This window comes from Streptomyces echinatus, from assembly GCF_014203595.1.
Taxonomy (GTDB): domain Bacteria; phylum Actinomycetota; class Actinomycetes; order Streptomycetales; family Streptomycetaceae; genus Streptomyces; species Streptomyces echinatus.
Genome location: NZ_JACHJK010000002.1, coordinates 591,031 through 609,066 on the forward strand (window position 1 = coordinate 591,031; position 18,036 = coordinate 609,066).

Genomic DNA, 18,036 nt, shown 5'->3' on the forward strand with positions numbered 1-18,036 from the left:
GCCGCGCGGCCGATGTGCTCGCCGGTGCCCTCGCCCCCGGTGTCGCCCGCACGGTTCCGCTCCGACGGCACGCCGCACGCCACGGCCAGCGGTCCCCCGATCCAGTCGGCGAGCACCGTCAGGTCGGCCAGGGACAGGGCGGGCTGGGCCCTGACGTCCTCGATGGAGACGCATCCGCCGCTCAGCACCGCCAGGGCGTCGACCCCGGCGCCGTCGCGGAAGGCCAGCCGGACGTGGAACCACGCCGTGGTGCCGCCATGCTCGCGCACCTCCCACGCGGGCCACACGGAGACCGCGCCATCCTCCGCGTTCCGATCAGAGAGATTCAGAAAAGATGCTTCCAGCACACACGAAACGTAACCGCATGATCACATTCCATAAGTACAGACGCGCATCCGGATCACTCCACCGGCCCCTGCCCACCGGCCCCCGCCGGTGCCATCCTGGAATCGTCCGCACGCCCCTTCCTTCGGGCAAGGAGTACCGCTGTGCTGCGTGTCGCCGTCGTCGGTTCCGGACCGAGCGGGTGCTACACCGCCCAGGGCCTGGTCCAGCGTGACCCCGGGGTCCACGTGGACGTCCTGGACCGGCTGCCGTGCCCGTACGGGCTGGTCCGCTACGGCGTCGCCCCCGACCACGAGAAGATCAAGTCCCTGCAGAACAGCCTGCGGTCGGTGCTGGAGCACGAGCGGGTACGGTTCCTCGGCGGGGTCCGGGTGGGCGGCCCGGGCGGGCTGCCGGTGGAGCGGCTGAGGGAGCTGTACCACGCGGTGGTGTACTGCGTGGGCGCCGCCACCGACCGGCGGCTCGGGGTCCCCGGCGAGGAGCTGCCGGGCAGCTGGTCGGCGACCGAGTTCGTGTCCTGGTACAGCGCGCACCCCGACGCGGCCGACGCCGGCTTCCTGCGCGGAGTGCGGTCGGCGGTGGTCATCGGCGTGGGCAACGTCGCGGTGGACGTCGCCCGGATGCTGGTCCGCGGGGCGGCGGAGCTGCGTCCCACCGACATCCCGCAGGCCGCGCTGGACACCCTGGCGACGAGCGGGCTCACCGAAGTGCACATGGTGGGCCGGCGCGGCCCCGCGCAGGCCCGTTTCACCACCAAGGAGCTGCGCGAGCTGGGCGGTCTGCCCGGCACCGAAGTGACCGTGGACAAGGCGGAGTTGGCGCTGGACACGACCGATGCCGGCACGTTGCCGGCCGGGCAGCGCCGCAATGTGGAGGTGCTGCGCGGCTGGGCGACGCAGCCGTCCGCCGCGGCCGCCCGCCGGATCCGGCTGCGGTTCTTCCTGCGCCCGGTGGAACTGCTCGAGGCCGGTGGCCGGGTGGGCGCCGTACGCTTCGAGCGGACGGTACCGGACGATCAGGGCGGTGTGACCGGCACGGGCCGGTACGAGGACGTGCCCGCGCAGTTGGTGCTGCGCTCGGTGGGCTATCGCGGAGTACCCCTGGCCGGGCTGCCGTTCGACCCGGCGAGCGGCACGATCCCGCACCACGAGGGCCGCGTCCTGCGTGACGGCCAGCCCTCCCCGGGCGAGTACGTCGCCGGATGGATCAAGCGCGGCCCGACCGGTGTCATCGGCACCAACCGGCCCTGCGCGAAGGAGACGGTGACCTCCCTGCTCGCGGACGCTCCCGCGCTCGGCCGCGCGGAGGTGCCGGCGGATCCGGTGGCCGCGCTGCGGGCGGCGGGCGTCGAACCCGTGCCCTGGAACGGCTGGCTGGGGATCGAGCGGGCCGAGGCCGAGCTCGGGGTACGGCTGGGGCGGAGCGTGGTGAAGCTGTCCGACTGGGACACGCTGCTGGGGGCGGCGCGGCTGCCGTAGCCCACGGGGAGCGTCCGGCGGCCGGGCCGGGCAGGACACACACCGGCGACTGTCCCGAACGTACTGCCGCCGAGCGCGGTTCGGCCGCCTGAGGTGGTTCGGCCGCCGATAGGGGATCGGCCGCCGATAGGGGTTCAGCGGTCGGCGGGGGGTTCAGCTGCTGTCGCCGAGGCGGCCGGCCTGTCGGTCCGCGGCGGCGAGGAGGCTGTCTAGGAGTCCTGGGAAGAGACCTTCCAGGTCGTCCCGGCGCAGGCCGTTCATCTTGGCCGTGCCCCGGTAGACCTGCCGGATGACCCCGCTCTCCCGCAGTACCCGGAAGTGGTGCGTGGTGGTGGACTTGGTCACCGGCAGATCGAACTGCGAGCAGGACAACTCCGCCTCCTTGGCGGCGAGTTCACGCACGATCCGCAGCCGCATCGGGTCGGACAGCGCGTGCAGCACGGACTCCAGCCGGATCTGCTCCCGCTCCGGGTGCGGCAGCGCCCGGCCGGTGGTGGCGGTCTCGGTCACGGCGCCTGCCCTTCGTCACGTAATTCCTTCGGCGGCCTCCATCGTACGAGAGGCATCGTAGTTTGACATCTCTCGTAGTACGAGGAGTACCGTACGAAGCCACCAGTGGTCCCGTGACGAATGGAGTCCGTCGTGAGCGCGCTCTTCGAGCCCATCACCCTGCGCGAAGTGACCGTCCCGAACCGGGTGTGGATGGCCCCCATGTGCCAGTACTCGGCCGAGCCGGAGGGCCCGCTCGCCGGCGCTCCGCACGACTGGCACTTCGCGCACTACGCGGCGCGCGCCGCCGGCGGCACCGGCCTGATCCTGGTGGAGGCCACCGCGGTAGCGCCCGAGGGCCGGATCTCGCCGTACGACCTCGGGCTGTGGAACGACACCCAGATGGAGGCGTTCCAGCGGATCACCCGCTTCCTCACCGCCCAGGGCACCGTGCCGGGGATCCAGCTCGGCCACGGCGGCCGCAAGGCGTCCACCGACCGGCCCTGGAAGGGCGGCGCGCCCGTCGGGCCGGATGCGCACGGCTGGCAGCCGTTCGCCCCGAGCGCGGTCGCGTTCGACGAACGCCACCCTGTACCCACGGAGTTGACGACCGATCAGATCACCGAGATCGTTGGTCGATTCGCGGCCGCCGCGCGCCGGGCGCTCGCCGCGGGCTTCGAGGTCGTCGAGATCCACGGCGCCCACGGCTATCTGATCAACGAGTTCCTCTCCCCGCACTCCAACCGCCGCACCGACGCCTACGGCGGCTCGTACGAGAACCGCACGCGGTTCGCCCTGGAGGTCGTGGACGCCGTGCGCGAGGTGTGGCCCGCGGACAAGCCGGTGTTCTTCCGTGTCTCCGCGACCGAATGGCTTCAGGAGGGCGGCTGGACCCCGGACGACACGGTCCGCTTCGCCCACGACCTGCACGCCCACGGTGTCGACCTGCTCGACGTCTCCACCGGCGGGAACGCGGTCGGCGTCAGCATTCCGACCGGTCCTGGCTACCAGGTCCCGTTCGCCGCCCGGGTGAAGGCCGAGACCCCGCTGACGGTCGGCGCCGTCGGCCTGATCACCGAGGCCGGGCAGGCGCGGAAGATCCTGGCCAACGGCGAGGCCGACGTGGTGCTGCTCGGCCGGGAGCTGCTGCGCAACCCCTCCTGGGCCCGGCACGCCGCACGGGAACTGGGCGGGGAGGTCCGGGTCCCGGACCAGTACCACCGCTCGGTCTGAGCCTCCCGCCGACGCCGCCGGCGGACCCACGGGCGGCGCCCGCGGAAGGCCCATCGGGAGGCCCGTGAGGAGCCCGCTGGGGGCCCGTGACGGGTCCGTCGGGGAATGGCGTGAGGGGCCGTCGGCGGGCCGGTGGATCCTCGCTGGGCGACGGAACCCGGCCGACGGAACCCGGTCACGTCGGCAGCAGGCGGCCGATGGTCTCCTCCAGGCGGGGCAGGGTCCGCTGTCCCGCCAGTGCCAGCGCGATCGCGGCCACCACTCCGGCCCAGGCGACCGGACCGAGCGGGGTGCAGCCGAAGAGACGGCTGACGCCAGGGATCTGCACCGCGGCGACCAGCGCCAGGGCCGAGCCCAGGGACGTGATCTGCACCAGGCGGCTGTCGCGCCGGTCGAGCAGGGTCTGCGCGAGCTGGGTGCCGACCACGCCGCAGAGCGCCATGGTGCTGGAGCGGCGAGCGGTGCCGGGGGTGAAGCGGCCGATCAGCCACGCCGTGAGCGCGCCGAGGCAGGTGGTCACGGCCCGGTGCCGGATCTGCCGCAGCAGGGGGTCGCCCAGCACGCCCGCGGCCTCCTCCACGTTGGTGAGGTCCGCCTCGCCCTCCTTCTCCGTCACCGCCACCGCCATCGACGGGAACAGGTCGGTGAACAGGTTCACCATGAGCATCTGCCGGGTGGACAGCGGCGCCCGCCCGGACAGCAGCGTCCCGAGGATGCCGAAGCCCACCTCGCCCGCGTTGCCGCCGATCAGGATGGCGATCGCGTCGGCCACGCTGTGCCACAGGGCGCGGCCCTCGCCGACCGCGTCGATCAGCACCGTCAGGTCGTCGTCGGTCAGCACGATGTCGGCGGCGTTGCGCGCGGCGGCCGAGCCCCGCGCGTTGATGCCGACGCCGATGTCGGCGGCGCGGATCGCGGCGGCGTCGTTGGCGCCGTCGCCGACCATGCCGACCACCCGGCCCGCGTCCCGCAGTGCCTCCACGACCTGGAGCTTCTGTTCCGGCGCCACCCGGGCCACCACGCCCGCGTCGCGCAGCATCCGGGCCCGGGCCGCACGGTCCGCCGAGGCCAGCTCGTCGCCGGTGACCACCACGGTGTCCGCGGGCCAGCCCAGTTCGGCGGCGATGGCCCGCGCGGTCTGCGGATGGTCGCCGGTGAGTACGACGGGCCGCACACCCGCCCCGATCAGTCCGTTCACCAGTGCCGTGGACGTCTCGCGGGGCACGTCCGACAGGGCCAGCAGGCCCTTGTACTCCAGGCCCTCCAGCGGCCGTTCGAGGGCCTCGGCCTCCTGCTCGCCCTCGTCGAGCCGCCGTTCGGCCACCGCCAGCACCCGCAGGCCGTCCGCCGCCAGCGACTGCGCCCCGTCGGAGGCGTGCTCCGGCAATCCGGAGCAGGCGGGCAGCACGGTCTCCGGGGCGCCCTTGACCACGAGCACGGCCGGGCCGTCCCCGCCCCGGCCGACGGCGGCGGCGTACCCGCGCGCGGCCTCGAACGGCAGACCGGCCAGCTGAGTCCAGTCCGGATCCGGTCCCGCGGCGGCCAGCACGGCCTCGTCGGTGGCGTGCACCGGCTGCTCGGAGCCCCCGTTGCGCCGCGGACAGGCCCGCGCTGCGGCCCGGATCGTCCTCTCGGCGCCGGTGTCGTCCGCCGCGTGGACCGTGCCCTCGGCGTCGGTGGTGCGCACCAGCCGCAGCCGGTTCTCGGTGAGCGTGCCGGTCTTGTCGAAGCAGATGGTGTCCATGCGGCCGAGCGCCTCCAGCGTGCGCGGGGTCCGCACCAGGACACCGCCCCGGCTCAGCCGCCGGGCCGCCGCTAGCTGGGCGACCGTCGCCACCAGCGGCAGCCCTTCGGGTACGGCCGCCACGGCCACCGCCACGCCGCCGCTGACCGCCTCGCGGATCGGCGTGCCGCGGACCAGGGCGAGGCCGGTCACCGCGGCGCCGCCCGCCAGCGTCAACGGCAGTGCCTTGCGGGTGAGGTCCTGGAGCCTGGCCTGCACACCACCGGCCGGGGGCGTACGGGCGGCGAGGTGCACCGCGCGGGCGGCCTCGGTGCGGTCGCCGATGTCGACCACGACGGCCCGGCCCTCCCCCGCCACCACGGTCGTCCCCTCGAAGACCATGCAGCGCCGTTCGGCCACCAGGGCGTGCGGGGTGGGGTCCGTCTGCTTCTCCACCGGCAGCGACTCGCCGGTCAGGGCGGACTCGTCCACCTCCAGGCCGTCCTGCCACAGGAGCCGGGCGTCGGCGGGCACCACGTCGTCCCCCTTGAGGTGGATCACATGCCCAGGCCGGAGCCCGCCCGCCTCCACGGTGCGGGTGCCGCCGGCCGGGGCCTCTTCCTCGGACGGGACCAGGCGCGCCTTCTGCTTCTGCTCCGCGACCAGCCCGGACAGCGCCCGCTCGGCCCGCAGCCGCTGGACGCCGCCCACCAGGGCGTTCAGGTCGAGGGCGCCGACGACGAGCAGCGCGTCCACGACGGAGCCGAGGATCGCCGACGCCGCCGAGCCGACCGCCAGCACCGGGGTGAGCGGATCATGGAGTTCGCCGCGGACGGCCCGGCCGAGCCGGTAGGACCAGCGTGCGGGGGCGACGGCCGGGTGCCGGGTGACGCTCCCGGTCGCCTTGCGCAGCCGGGAGGTCAGCGTGTCGAACGGTCCGGTCTCGGCCGGCGGTTCGTGTTCGAGCCGCTCCCTGGCCTGGTCCGGGTCCAGCTCGTGCCAGTGGACGCGGGGGCGGGGGTGCGGGGCGCGGGCCACCGCCACGCCTATCGCGGCCCGGATGCCGGACAGCAGCGCCGTCGCGGCGCCGGCGTCGACCGGGGCGTGCCGGAGGCCGGGCAGCACGGCCCGGCGGCCGGCTCCGCCGCCGGACTCGCCGACGGCGACGAGCAGCCCGGACAGCGCGGCACCGGAGCGGGCCAGCGTCTGGGAGCGGCGGCCGACCGCGCGGGCAGCCGGGACGGCGGTCAGGATCCGCCACACGTCGGGCAGGCCGTGCAGGGCGAGGATGTCGGCGCCCCAGTCGACGGCGCCGTCCCGGTCGGTCAGGGCGACCGCGACGTCGGCGGCGCGCAGTGCGGCCGGCACGTCGTCGCCGTCGGCCTCCTGTACCCGGGCGACCACCAGCACGGCCCCCTCGCCGCCGCGCGCCTCGTACACGACGTCGTCCAGCGGTCGGCGGGCGTCGACGACCTGGTCGGCGAGACCGGTGAAGTCCTCCAGGGCCGGGTCGTCCACGAGGACGACCCGCAGCCCGGCACGGCGGGCCGCGTCGAGCACCGGCTCGGCCCACGGGTCGGCCTCGCCGTCCTCGGTGCGCAGGGCGCCGGAGTGCAGGACGACCGTCCCGGCCATCTCCAGCTGGCGCAGCCGCTTCGGGGCGCGGACCAGCACGCCCGTGCGGGCCAGGGCGGCGCTGAGCATGGCGTGGAAGGCGGCCGGACCGTAGCGGGCGGCCTTCGGGGAGCCGGCCAGCACCGCTTCCGCCGCCTCCGCGCCGTCGTGTTTGACCAGCAGGGTGGCCGCCGCGCCGAGCACACTGCCCGCGGAGGCGTGCGCCGCGTACTCCTGGGCGGGCGTGACGCGCAGCGGTGGGCGCGGCGGGCCGCCCGCGGCGAGGCTGACCCGGCCGGGTGCGCACAGCCGATCGTGCACGGCGTCGAAGGCGGCGGAGCGGGCCACCGTCTCGGCCACCTGGCAGGCCCGCAGGGTGCCGTCGAGCAGCAGGGACGTGGGGGTCTGGCCGGCTCCGTGCGCGGCCGCGTTCACACAGGCCAGCACGAGATCCATGGGGGTGTCGCCGAGCCGGGCCCGCAGCCAGTCGCGGAAGCGCGGGTTCTCCCGCAGCAGGGTGACGGCCGCGGTGACCATCCGGGGGGAGGGCGGCAGCCGCAGCGTGTACGCGGCCAGGGCGACGGCGGTTCCGACGCCGTCGGCGGCGAGCGTGGCCACGGCGGCGCGCACGCCGGCCGGGTCGGCCGGGTGGGTGGTCTCCTCCACGTCCCCGCCGGCCAGGACGAGGCCGTGCCGCTCGGCCAGGACGGCCGCGTGCTCCAGGACCCGGTCGGCGGCCTCCTCGCCGGTCGCGGTCACCACCAGACGGGCGAGTCCCTGGTCCCAGTAGGCGAGGAGCACGTCGGGATGTTCCTCCAGCGCCTCGGCGACCCGGCGCGCGAGATGCCCGGTGCCGCCCGCGCGGCGCGCCTGTTCGCCTTCCACCGGGCGTACGGCCAGGTGGGCGCGGGCGCCGGAGCGCCAGTGGTCACCGGCGCCGGGCAGCGCGTTGCGGGCCACGCGTGACACCCGCACGGCGGCATCCGCGCCGCGCACGCCGGCCCGGGCCGTTCCGGCGGCGGCACCGGCGGCCATTCCGACCGCGGGTGCGGCGGCGCGCGCGAGCAGGCGTGGTGCCGCGGGCAGCAGGCGGGCGGCGGCCGCCGGCACGGTGAGCAGTCCGGGCAACTTGACCTCCTCAGAGCGTGGTGCGGTCGGGCCGCGCCGTCGGGCCGAGGGGACCGGGGGTCGTTCTGGCGGCCGGCCCCCCGACACCGTGGGCGGACTCGGGCGGGCTGGACGCCCGCGCGTGACCGGATCCCTTGGCGCCCGGCCCGGGGGCGTGTCCGGGGGTCGGGGTACCCGCGGGGGTCCCGGGCCCGGCGGACACCGGGCCGGGAGCCCGGCCGTGCCCGTGGCTCGCGCCGCCGGACCTGAGGGCCGCGGTGCCGAGGTCGTGTGCGGGCTCGGGGCCGAGGTCGCCCGCGTCGGCCGGGCGGCCGGGACGGGGCTGGGTGAGCCAGGCGACCGCCGCGCCGGTGAGCGCCACGGGCCACTCCACCACCCCCGCGACGCCGAGCACTCCGGCTCCGGCGTACACCGCCATGCGCCGTCCGCGGGGCGAGACCGCGCCGACCTTGGCCAGGGTTTCCTCCGCGGCCCTGCTCACCGTTCCGGCGCCGGGCACCTTGCGCAGTACCGAGGCCGCGCCGCGCAGGGGTGCCGTGAGGACCGACGACTTCTGCTCAGCCATGACTCTCCTCGGGTGAGATCGTCTGACGTCGCCCACCGAGTGCCCACGACCATGCTGGTCATCCCCCTTTGCCCGGAAACGCCCGCACTTACCAGGGAACGTCACGGCTCCCCACGGCGCCACCCGCCCCGCGCGCCACGCCGGCCGGCCCCGGACATCGCCTACGACGGAGCCGGGGCGGGCCGATCACCGTGGCCGGGCGGCGGTCGGCGGGCCGGGCACCATGGCCGGGCCGCGGTCGGCGGCCCGGCCGTTTGTCACGCGGCGGCGGACTTGCGGCGCCACTGCCCGGACAGGACGAGGTGGGCGGCGACACCGAAGACCAGGCCCCAGAAGGCGGAGCCGATGCCGAAGAGGGTGACGCCGGACGCCGTGGCCAGGAACGTGATCAGCGCGGCCTCGCGGTCCTTCTCCTCCTTGACCGCGCCGGTCAGGCCGCCGGCGAGCGCCCCGAACAGCGCGACACCGGCGATGGCGGCGACCAGCTCCTTCGGCAGCCCGGCGAAGAAGGCCACCAGTGTGGAGCCGAAGGCGCCGATCAGCAGGTAGAAGGCACCGCAGGAGACACCGGCCACGTAGCGCCGCCGCGGATCGTGGTGCGCCTCCGGGCCGGTGCAGATCGCGGCGGTGATCGCGGCCAGGTTGATCGCGTGCGATCCGAAGGGGGCCAGCGCCGTGGACGCCAGCCCGGTGGTGCCGATGAGCAGACGGTCGTCGGGCCGGTAGCCGGAGGCGGAGAGCACCGCCATGCCGGGGGCGTTCTGCGAGGCGAGCGTGGCCAGGATCATCGGCACGGCGATGCCGACGAGGGAGGCGACGGAGAACTCCGGCGTGGTGAGCACCGGCCGGGCCAGCTCGATCTTGTCCACGTGGACGTGCAGCCGCGAGGTGGCCGCACTGCCCACGACGCCCACGGCCAGCGCGATCAGCACCGCGTACCGCGGCAGCAGACGCTTGGCCAGGAGATAGGCCACCAGCACCGATCCGGCGATGAACGGTGCCGTCTTCAGCGAGGTGAAGACGTGCGTGCCGAAGCTGAACAGGATGCCCGCCAGCATCGCCGAGACGACCGCCGTCGGCACCTGACGCATCAGCCACCCGAACACCCCGGTCAGCCCGATCAGCGTGATGACGGCGCCGGTGATGAGGAACGCGCCGACGGCCTCGGCGTAGGAGTACGCGCCGAGGCTCGTGACCAGCAGGGCCGCTCCCGGCGTCGACCAGGCGGTGATGACCGGCATACGAGTGCGCAGGCTCAGCCCGATACAGGTCAGACCGCTGCCGATGGAGATGGCCCACACCCAGGAACTGGTCTGCGCGGTGTCGAGGTGTCCGGCCGAGGCCGCCGAGAGCACGATGACCAGCGGCCCGGAGTAGGACACGACGACGGCCACGAAGCCCGCCAGCACGGCGGACAGCGACGCGTCGCGCAGCAGCCGGGGCCGCTCCGCCGGAGCCGGTCCGCCGGCCGGCTCCGGCGGCCCGGGCCGCTCCGGTCGGGAGCGGCCGGGAGAGGAGGCCGGCGCGGCGGGGTGCGCCGCGCCGGCGGTGGTGTCTGTGTCAGGGGACTCGGGGCTCAACTGTCTTCCTTCGCAGCCCTTTCCAGGGCCTGTTCCAGATCGGCGACGAGATCGGCCGGGCTCTCCAGGCCGATGGAGAGGCGGACCATGTCCTTCGGTGCGGTGCTGCCCGGCCCCTCGAAGGTGTAGCGGTGTTCGATGAGGCTTTCCACGCCGCCCAACGAGGTGGCACGGATGAAGAGTTGACAGTGCTGGGCGACGCGCAGCGAGCGCTGGTGGTCCCCGGCGACATGCAGGGAGAGCATGCCGCTGAATCCGCCGGTCATCTGGCGGGCGGCGATCCCGTGTCCGGGGTCGGTGGGCAGGCCCGGGTAGGCGACCCGGCTCACCAGCGGGTGCTCGGCGAAGTGCTCGGCGAGCGCGAGGGCGGTGGCCGATATCTGCCGCATGCGCGGGAACAGCGTGCGTATGCCGCGCATCAGCAGGTACGTCTCCAGGGGGCCGAGGAGCGGGCCGGTCAGCCTGCGGTGCAGCCGGAGCCGCTCCCAGAGCGTCTCGCGGGCCTCGGTCCGCTCCGGCGCCAGCACCAGGAGGCCGGCGACGACGTCGGTGTGCCCGTTGAGGTACTTGGTGCCGGAGTGCATGACCACGTCGGCGCCGAGGTCGAACGGGCGGCTGTGCACCGGAGTCGGGACCGTGTTGTCGACGCCGAACAGGGCACCGGCGCGGTGGGCGATCTCGCCGACGGCCGCGACGTCGGTGACCGTCCAGGTGGGGTTGGCCGGGCTCTCCACCCACACCAGGGCGGTGGGGGCGGCGCCGACGGCCGCGGCCACGGCGTCCAGGTCGTCCATGGGCACCTGCACGACCTCCAGGCCGCGCTGCGGCCCGAACTCCGTCAGCCACTTGGTCAGTCCGAAGTACATGGTCCTCGGTACGACGACCCGGGAGCCGCCGGGCAGCACCTGGAACACCGCGGTGGCCGCCGCCATGCCGGAGGCGAACACCAGGGCCTCGGAACCTCCCTCCAGGCCCGCGACCACGTTCTCGACCTGCTCGTAGCCGGGGCTGCCCTGGTCGCGCAGGTAGGCCAGGCCACCGGGGAGCCGGTACTCGGCGTCCCGGGCGAAGGTGGCGGAGAGGCCGACGGGCGGCGGTACGGCTCCGGTCACCGGGTCGCGCCAGCCGTCGGCCTGCGCGGCGCGTGTCTCGGCCCGGTACCGCGTCGTCCAGGGCGTGAACTTCTCGCTGTTGGTCATCGCTTCCTCGTGATCACTGACGGCAGGGAGGTGCTCAGGGCGAGTTCCGCGTCCATCAGTGCGCGGGACGGCAGGCCCGGAGAGGGGACGTAGTGGTTGTAGTAGCTGGAGCCCTCGGTGTGCGGGCCCAGGAAGAACAGCCGCGGCTGGGTGTTCCCGGCGCGGTCGATGCCCTGGCCTTCGCGGGTGACCGCCAGCCCGTGGGCGGGGCCGCCGCGGGAGCCGAGGGTGCGGATCCGGCCGGCGGCGGCGAGGGTGGCGAGCAGGGAGCCGGGGACGCGTGCGGGCGAGGGCTCGTGGACGTGGGCGTGCACCACGTGGTCGGCCTCGACGGACGCGGGCCGGAGCAGGGCGGTGGATTCGAGGATCCAGGGGCCCTGTCCCGCCGGGGCGATGACCTTGGGCCGCGGGCCGGGGCCGAGCCGGACGACGCCCGCCTCGACGAGGGCCAGCAGTTCGGCCGAGCGGTCCAGCTGCGGGCCGATGACCAGCCGGTTGACGGTGGTGCTGAACTCGCCGAAGAACCGGGCCAGGGAGGCGTCGTCGAGGCCGGGCGCGTCGACGGCCGTCCGCAGCACGTCGCGGTGGTCCCGCAGGACTTCCAGGGCCTCCTTCAGGGGACTGACGCCGAGTCCGGCCCGGGCCTCCACCAGGTCCGCCGCCACCTCGCCGGTGAACCAGCGCGTGTACGCGTCGTGGTCCGCCCACTGCCGCCCGGCCGCGGCCGCGGAGAGGATACCGTCCAGCGGGGCCGGCCCCCAGCGGTCGCGGCACTCCTCCAGCAGCGTCTCGTACCCGGCCTCCCGTACGCGCTCGGCGAACTCCCGGTCCGCGGCCGCCGGGTCACCGCACTCGCGGGCCCGCACGGTGCGGTGGTAGGCGAGCTCCATCTCCGCCTCGACCAGCGGGAGTACGTCCGCGGCGAAGTCCAGGCGGCCGTCGGCCCGCCGGCTGCGCAGCCGCGCCACGGCGTCGGCGGTCAGCGCGAGCGGCGCGCACCGCACCCGGTCCGGTGCCAGGTACGGCCGGCTGCGCGAGGGCAGGCCCGAGCGGTTGGCCAGGACGATCCCGGGCTCCCGCCCGCTCGGTACGTAGCGCGTGCCCGAGGCGTGCGGCTCGTGCCGGCCGCCGCGGCCCACGGTCAGGCTCGCGATGACGTCCATGGCGGTGAGGCCCATGCCGAGCACGGCCACGCGCTCCCCCGGCGCGATGCCGTCGAGCGCTTCGGGCAGCGGGTAGGGACGGGTGATCAGCCGTGGTTCGGCGGCCGGTGCGGCCGGACGGTACAGGGAGTGGTGGCCGACGGTGACGAACACGGCGTCGGCGTCGACAAGGGTGCCGTCGGCGAGTTCCACCACCTCCGTGCCGGCCGGGCCGGGCCGCACGTCGACGGCCTCGCAGCGGTGCGGCACGACCGTCAGGCAGTCGGGTGCGGCCGCGACGACCGCCTCGGCGGCCCAGGCGAGGTACTCGCCGAGCAGCCTGCGGGGCAGGAAGTCGTTCGGGCGGATCCGGTGGCCCTCGCCGACGCGGACGGTGCGGCCGTCGTCGGCGAGGCGGAGGTCCCGCTCCTGGCACCACTCGGCGAGCGAGGGGCCGGACAGCGGTGCGGGGCCCTCGACCATCCGCTCGTCCGCGAACGCCGTCAGCTGGGAGCAGACGGTGTTGAGCAGCAGGTGGTCGGGCTGGTCGGCGAGGTGGAACCCGGGGCCAGGCGGCTGCGGGTCCACCAGGTGCACGGTCACCGGCGCGGGCCGGGTGAGGCAGTGGGCGACCAGGCGTTCCAGGAGCCCGAGGCCCCGGGAGCCCATGCCGATGATCGCCACGGTCGTCGCGGAGGGGCGTATCGAGGTCACCATCGGCGCGTCTCCCCGAAGAAGTCGGGGATCTCGACGGCCGTGCCGTCGCGGCGCGCCTGTTCCAGGACGAAGGCGCCGACCGCGAGGTCCAGCACACCGAGGCCGAACGGCGAGAAGATCACCGGGCGTCCGCGGTCGGGCACGACCTCGCCGCCGAGTACGCCGGCGAGCGTGCCGGTGACGAAGTCGCGGGAGCCGGTGGCCTGTTCGGCGAGGTGCGGCGAGGTGTCGGCCTTCAGGCAGTGGTCGACGTCGTCCAGGATGTTCTGCGCCCGCAGCACCACCTCGGGGGCCAGGTCGCGCAGCGAGATGTGCAGGACGAGCTGGCCGGGCTCGAAGGGCGTGGTGACGTAGGGCTTCAGCGCCGTGGTCGCGAACACGACGGTGTCGGCGGCGAGGGCCGTGGCGAGGTCCGGGGTGAAGGAGGCGGGCACGGCTTGCGTGGTGCGCAGGTGCTCCACCAGGGCCTGGCCGGAGGGCTCGTGCAGGTCGTGGACCAGGTAGGTGTCGGGGACGCAGTCCGCGGCGTTCAGGTAGTCGCAGATGTTGCGGGCGATGACCCCGGCGCCGACGACGGCGATCGTCTTTCCCCGGTGTCCCTCGGGCCGGAGCGTGGCGGCGGCCAGGGCGGCGGAGGCGGCGGTGCGGGCGGAGCTGATGGCGGCGGCTTCCAGGCAGGCCACGGGGTGGCCCGTCCCGTAGTCGTTGAGGACGAGTACCGCGGAGGCCCGCGGCGCCCCCGACCGCGTGTTCTCCGGGAAGCTCGCGATCCACTTGATTCCGGCGACGCCTGCCTCGGGGCCGAGGAAGGCGGGCAGGGCGATGATGCGGGAGTCCGGCTTCTCCGGGAAGCGCAGGAAGTAGCTGTCGGGATTGACGGTCCGGCCGGTCTCGTGAATGCGATAGGTGCGTCCGACCAGATCGAGGACTTCGCGGCGGCTGTTTTGCAGCACATTGCGCACGGCACCGCCGGCGACAATTTCAAATTTGAACACTTTACGGTTCCCCCGGCTCGGCGTGTCATCCGAGCTTCGTTTTTCGTCGATGGGCTCTTCAGTGATGTCCGGGCCAGCGCTCGGCCACCCAGGAATCGTTGTAGATCGTCTCCAGATAGCGCTCGCCGAAGTCGGGCGAGATCGCCGCGACGACACTGCCGTCCGGAATCCTCTTGGCCGCGCTCCGCACCGCGCTGAGCACCGTCCCCGTCGATCCGCCGAGCAGCAGGCCGCGTTCCCGGGCGAGGGCGCGGCACATGTCCACGGCTTCCGCCTCGGGCACCAGGACGACTTCGTCCACCAGGGACTCGGTGAGTATCTCCGGGCGCCTGCTGGTCCCGAGGCCGGGAATGTGCCGGCGGGCGGGCGGGCCTCCGAAGGTCACCGACCCCACGCTGTCGACGGCGACGATCCGCGTCGCGGGACTGTGGCGGCGGAAGAACTCCGCGCACCCCATCAGCGTCCCGGTGGTGCCGGCGCCGACGAACACGTAGTCCACCCGGCCCAGCGCGTCGAGCACGGACCGCCCCGTCCGCTGCCGGTGCGCCTGCGGTCCCGCCGGGCTGGCGTACTGGTTGAGCCAGTACAGGCCGGGCTCCCGGCGCAGGCGCTCCTGGATGTGATCGATACGGGACTGCAGAAAGCCGCCGTTGCCGTCCCGGACGGTGACCACCTCGACCTCGGCGCCGAGGGCCGCCATCAGGCGGACCGTCTGCGGGTTGGCGTTGGGGTCGGTGACACAGGTGAGGGAGTAGCCCTTGGCGGCGCAGACCATCGCCAGGGCGACTCCCAGGTTTCCCGAGGTCGATTCGATGAGCCGGGTCCGCGGAAAGCGGCACCCGGACGCCTCGGCTTCTTCCACGAGGGCGACCGCGGTCTTGAGTTTCACCGAGCCCGCGGGATTGAGGCCCTCGATCTTGAGGAAGACGGAACTTCCCGGAACCAGTTGATGGAGCTGGATGAACAGGTCGTCCAGCACAAGGTCGTACACTTCTTCCGCTATCACCAGGATCCAAACCGTAGAACTGGGCACGCGCGGCGGGGTCAACGCCGAAGCAGGTGGTGCCCATCGGGCTTGTCGGTCGGTGCGCAACATTCAGCGCACGCTACGCAGAAGGGACTTCTTTCCCCCGTCCCCCGTGTATCGCTGTATCCCCCATTCATTCGTAGCGATAAAACTACTTTGACATGACACGACTTCCAAGACAAGCAAAGTCTTGTCAACGGTGGTGTCGGACCGCGGGGTTGCTCCCTTTGAGGGGCTCATTCCGTGGTCCGTCCTCGTCCTCCGACGCGCCCAGGGCCCCGGCCAGTTCCCGGCGGTAGTCGGCGTACGCCGTCCGCAGGGCCTCCCCCGGCCAGTCGGGCGGCAGCAGCGGCGCCGGCAGGACCGGGTCGGCGAGCAGGTGCCGGACGGCCGCCGCGTAGACGGTGAGCCGGGCGGCCGGATCAGCGGCTCCGGCCGCCCGGTCGAGCAGCGAGCGGGCGCCGGCCGCCCAGTCGGCCGACGGCCAGAGCCGGGCGGCCAGTTCGCGCGGCGGCTCGTCGGGGCGGGCCGTGTACGTCAGGGCCACCCGGTGCAGAGCGGCCGGCAGCGGACGGTCGAGATTGGCCGGGCGCAGCCACACGCCCTCCCGGAGTTCGGCCAGACGCAGGGCGACCAGCCGGGCGCGCAGTTCGGCGCGTTCGGCCGGGCCGCGACCGGTCGCCGTGATCACCACCATCTCCCAGTCACCGTCCCACGCGCGCGTGCCCGGGCGTACGGCGTCGTCCTGGCGTCGCTGCCGGGCCAGCAGCCGGTCACTGAGCCGGTAGACGGCGTCCGCGCGCCGGAGGTCCCCGGCGGCCACCATCCGGCTCAGCGCGGCCCGCAGCGTGGAGCCGCCGACCCCGAACGGCTCCACGAGCCGGACCAGGTCCTTCACCGGCAGCTCGGGCGGATGCACGCCGAGGAGCAGACTCAGCACGACCGACCGGGCGGACAGGGGTCGCAGGCCGGCCGGATCCGAATCCGCGGGGACGTTCATGCGCATGGGCCCGTACTGTACGTGCGTCTTCTTGTTGCATCATTGCTACAACCGCAGGCAGAGTGCAACATGCTTGTATGGTCTCGATTCCCGCGCAGCCTCAGCCGCAGTCCCAGCAGCCCGACGCCACGCACGACGTCACCAACCAGGCCCCGCCGCTCGTCCCCTACGACGCCTCCGCCGACACGGCCCTGCTGGAGGGTCTGCGCCGGGAGGGCGCCGGGTGGGCCGAGGACGGCATCCGGCGGCTGGGGGCGCGCGCCGGCAGCACGGAGGCCCAGGAGTGGGGCGAGCAGGCCAACCGGTACGAGCCGGTGCTGCGCACCCACGACCGCTACGGCCACCGCGTCGACGAGGTGGAGTTCCACCCCAGCTGGCACCACCTGATGCGGACCGCGGTCGCCGAGGGACTGGCCGGTGCCCCATGGGCCGACGACCGGCCGGGTGCGCACGTGGCCCGGACCGCGGGCGGTCTGGTGTGGGGGCACACGGAGGCGGGGCACGGCTGCCCCACGTCGATGACCTACGCCGCCGTACCCGCCCTGCGCGCACAGCCGGATCTCGCCAAGGTCTACGAGCCGCTGCTCACCAGCCGCGAGTACGACCCCGGCCTGCGCGTTCCGGCCGAGAAGCCCGGGCTGCTGGCCGGGATGGGCATGACCGAGAAGCAGGGCGGCTCCGACGTCCGGACGAACACCACCACGGCCACACCCACCGGGGAGCCGGGCGTGTACACGCTGCGCGGGCACAAGTGGTTCACGTCGGCGCCGATGTGCGACGTCTTCCTGGTGCTCGCGCAGGCCCCGGGCGGGCTGTCCTGCTTCCTGGTGCCGCGGATCCTGCCGGACGGCACCCGCAACACCTTCCGCATCCAGCGGCTGAAGGACAAGCTGGGCAACCGGTCCAACGCCTCCTCGGAACCGGAGTTCGAGCGGACCGTGGCCTGGCTGGTGGGGCCGGAGGGGCGGGGCGTGAAGACCATCATCGAGATGGTCAACTGCACCCGGCTGGACTGCGTGATGTCCTCGGCGGCCCTGATGCGCAAGACGCTGGCCGAGGCGGGCCACCACGCACGGCACCGCAGCGCGTTCGGCGCCCGGCTCATCGACCAGCCGCTGATGCGCAACGTCCTGGCCGATCTCGCGCTGGAGTCGGAGGCGGCGACGACGCTCACGCTGCGGCTGGCCGGCGCGGCCGACCGCGCGGTGCGCGGCGACGCCGGGGAGCGGGCCTTCCGGCGCATCGCCACGGCCGTCGGCAAGTACTGGGTCACCAAGCGGGGCCCGGCCTTCACCGCCGAGGCCCTGGAATGCCTGGGCGGCAACGGGTACGTCGAGGACTCCGGCATGCCCCGGCACTACCGGGAGGCCCCGCTGCTGTCGATCTGGGAGGGGTCCGGGAACGTCAACGCGCTCGACGTACTGCGCGCCCTCGGCCGAGAACCGGACAGCGCCGAGGCCCTGTTCGCCGAACTCGCCCTCGCGCGCGGGGCCGACGCCCGCCTCGACACGGCCGTGGCCGCGCTCAAGGACCAATTGGCCGAAACCGATCAGGTGGGTGCCCGTCGGCTGGTCGAGCGGATGGCGCTCGCCCTGCAGGCGTCGCTGCTCGTGCGGCACGCCCCGCACCCGGTCGCGGACGCCTTCTGCGCGAGCCGGCTGGGCGGCGACTGGGGCCACGCGTTCGGCACCCTGCCCGCGGGGACCGGCCTCGACGCCATCCTGGAGCGCGCACTGTCCGGCCTGAACTGAACCCTCCACGCGCGCGTGCGCATGACCGCCTCCCCATGGCCGGTGACCGC

The 18,036-nt window shown here is 74.2% G+C and carries 12 protein-coding genes and 1 pseudogene; 3 read left to right on the plus strand and 10 right to left on the minus strand.

Features of this window, described 5'->3' with window-relative positions; all coding sequences use genetic code 11:
• Positions 1–89: 89 nt before the first annotated feature.
• Positions 90–347 (minus strand): annotated as a pseudogene (locus FHS34_RS44080) (DUF6214 family protein); the annotation flags it as partial.
• Between the two features lie 141 nt (positions 348–488).
• Between FHS34_RS44080 and FHS34_RS07215 the strand changes: the two are divergent.
• Positions 489–1,823 carry an FAD-dependent oxidoreductase gene (locus FHS34_RS07215; protein ID WP_184962304.1) on the plus strand — a complete coding sequence of 445 codons (1,335 nt, stop codon included), beginning with the start codon at positions 489–491 and terminating at the stop codon, positions 1,821–1,823.
• 153 nt (positions 1,824–1,976) lie between these two features.
• Here FHS34_RS07215 and FHS34_RS07220 read toward each other — a convergent pair whose 3' ends face one another.
• Positions 1,977–2,333, minus strand: a complete 357-nt coding sequence (locus tag FHS34_RS07220; protein WP_184962306.1) for an ArsR/SmtB family transcription factor — start codon at positions 2,331–2,333, stop codon at positions 1,977–1,979.
• 132 nt (positions 2,334–2,465) lie between these two features.
• Between FHS34_RS07220 and FHS34_RS07225 the strand changes: the two genes are divergently transcribed.
• Positions 2,466–3,545 (plus strand): NADH:flavin oxidoreductase/NADH oxidase, encoded by a 1,080-nt coding sequence (locus FHS34_RS07225; RefSeq protein WP_184962308.1) that lies wholly within the window; start codon positions 2,466–2,468, stop codon positions 3,543–3,545.
• 175 nt (positions 3,546–3,720) lie between these two features.
• On the opposite strand, the gene FHS34_RS07230 is transcribed toward FHS34_RS07225, so the two are convergent.
• The 8 genes from FHS34_RS07230 to FHS34_RS07265 form a co-directional block, all read right to left on the minus strand.
• Complete coding sequence (locus tag FHS34_RS07230; protein ID WP_184962310.1) at positions 3,721–8,010, minus strand: cation-translocating P-type ATPase; 4,290 nt, start codon at positions 8,008–8,010, stop codon at positions 3,721–3,723.
• Positions 8,011–8,020: 10 nt separating this feature from the next.
• Positions 8,021–8,575 (minus strand): hypothetical protein, encoded by a 555-nt coding sequence (locus FHS34_RS07235; protein ID WP_184962312.1) that lies wholly within the window; start codon positions 8,573–8,575, stop codon positions 8,021–8,023.
• A 257-nt stretch (positions 8,576–8,832) separates the two neighbouring features.
• Positions 8,833–10,011 carry a benzoate/H(+) symporter BenE family transporter gene (locus tag FHS34_RS07240; protein ID WP_372478631.1) on the minus strand — a complete coding sequence of 393 codons (1,179 nt, stop codon included), beginning with the start codon at positions 10,009–10,011 and terminating at the stop codon, positions 8,833–8,835.
• A 140-nt stretch (positions 10,012–10,151) separates the two neighbouring features.
• Entirely contained in the window at positions 10,152–11,354 is a 1,203-nt protein-coding gene (locus tag FHS34_RS07245) for a trans-sulfuration enzyme family protein (RefSeq protein ID WP_184962316.1), read from the minus strand.
• Positions 11,351–13,213 (minus strand): FAD/NAD(P)-binding protein, encoded by a 1,863-nt coding sequence (locus FHS34_RS07250; RefSeq protein WP_184962318.1) that lies wholly within the window; start codon positions 13,211–13,213, stop codon positions 11,351–11,353. The genes FHS34_RS07245 and FHS34_RS07250 overlap by 4 nt, the downstream gene beginning before the upstream one ends.
• On the minus strand, positions 13,207–14,208 hold the full coding sequence (gene sbnB, locus FHS34_RS07255) for a 2,3-diaminopropionate biosynthesis protein SbnB (protein ID WP_184962321.1): 1,002 nt from the start codon (positions 14,206–14,208) through the stop codon (positions 13,207–13,209). The genes FHS34_RS07250 and sbnB overlap by 7 nt, the downstream gene beginning before the upstream one ends.
• Positions 14,209–14,266: 58 nt before the next feature.
• Entirely contained in the window at positions 14,267–15,214 is a 948-nt protein-coding gene (gene sbnA / locus FHS34_RS07260) for a 2,3-diaminopropionate biosynthesis protein SbnA (protein WP_225817766.1), read from the minus strand.
• Positions 15,215–15,428: 214 nt separating this feature from the next.
• On the minus strand, positions 15,429–16,241 hold the full coding sequence (locus tag FHS34_RS07265) for a PaaX family transcriptional regulator C-terminal domain-containing protein (RefSeq protein WP_184962325.1): 813 nt from the start codon (positions 16,239–16,241) through the stop codon (positions 15,429–15,431).
• A 71-nt stretch (positions 16,242–16,312) separates the two neighbouring features.
• On the opposite strand from FHS34_RS07265, the gene FHS34_RS07270 reads away from it, so the two are divergent.
• A complete protein-coding gene (locus FHS34_RS07270) occupies positions 16,313–17,986 on the plus strand; it encodes an acyl-CoA dehydrogenase family protein (RefSeq protein ID WP_184962327.1) in 1,674 nt (557 codons plus the stop codon).
• The last annotated feature ends 50 nt before the right edge of the window (positions 17,987–18,036 follow it).

What these genes read in the sequence shown, in the direction of transcription:
- FHS34_RS07235 (WP_184962312.1), bottom strand. Translation starts at nt 8,575, where the DNA reads ATGGCTGAGCAGAAGTCGTCGGTCCTCACGGCACCCCTGCGCGGCGCG.
- FHS34_RS07245 (WP_184962316.1), bottom strand. Translation starts at nt 11,354, where the DNA reads ATGACCAACAGCGAGAAGTTCACGCCCTGGACGACGCGGTACCGGGCC.
- FHS34_RS07250 (WP_184962318.1), bottom strand. Translation starts at nt 13,213, where the DNA reads ATGGTGACCTCGATACGCCCCTCCGCGACGACCGTGGCGATCATCGGC.
- FHS34_RS07265 (WP_184962325.1), bottom strand. Translation starts at nt 16,241, where the DNA reads ATGCGCATGAACGTCCCCGCGGATTCGGATCCGGCCGGCCTGCGACCC.
- FHS34_RS07270 (WP_184962327.1), top strand. Translation starts at nt 16,313, where the DNA reads ATGGTCTCGATTCCCGCGCAGCCTCAGCCGCAGTCCCAGCAGCCCGAC.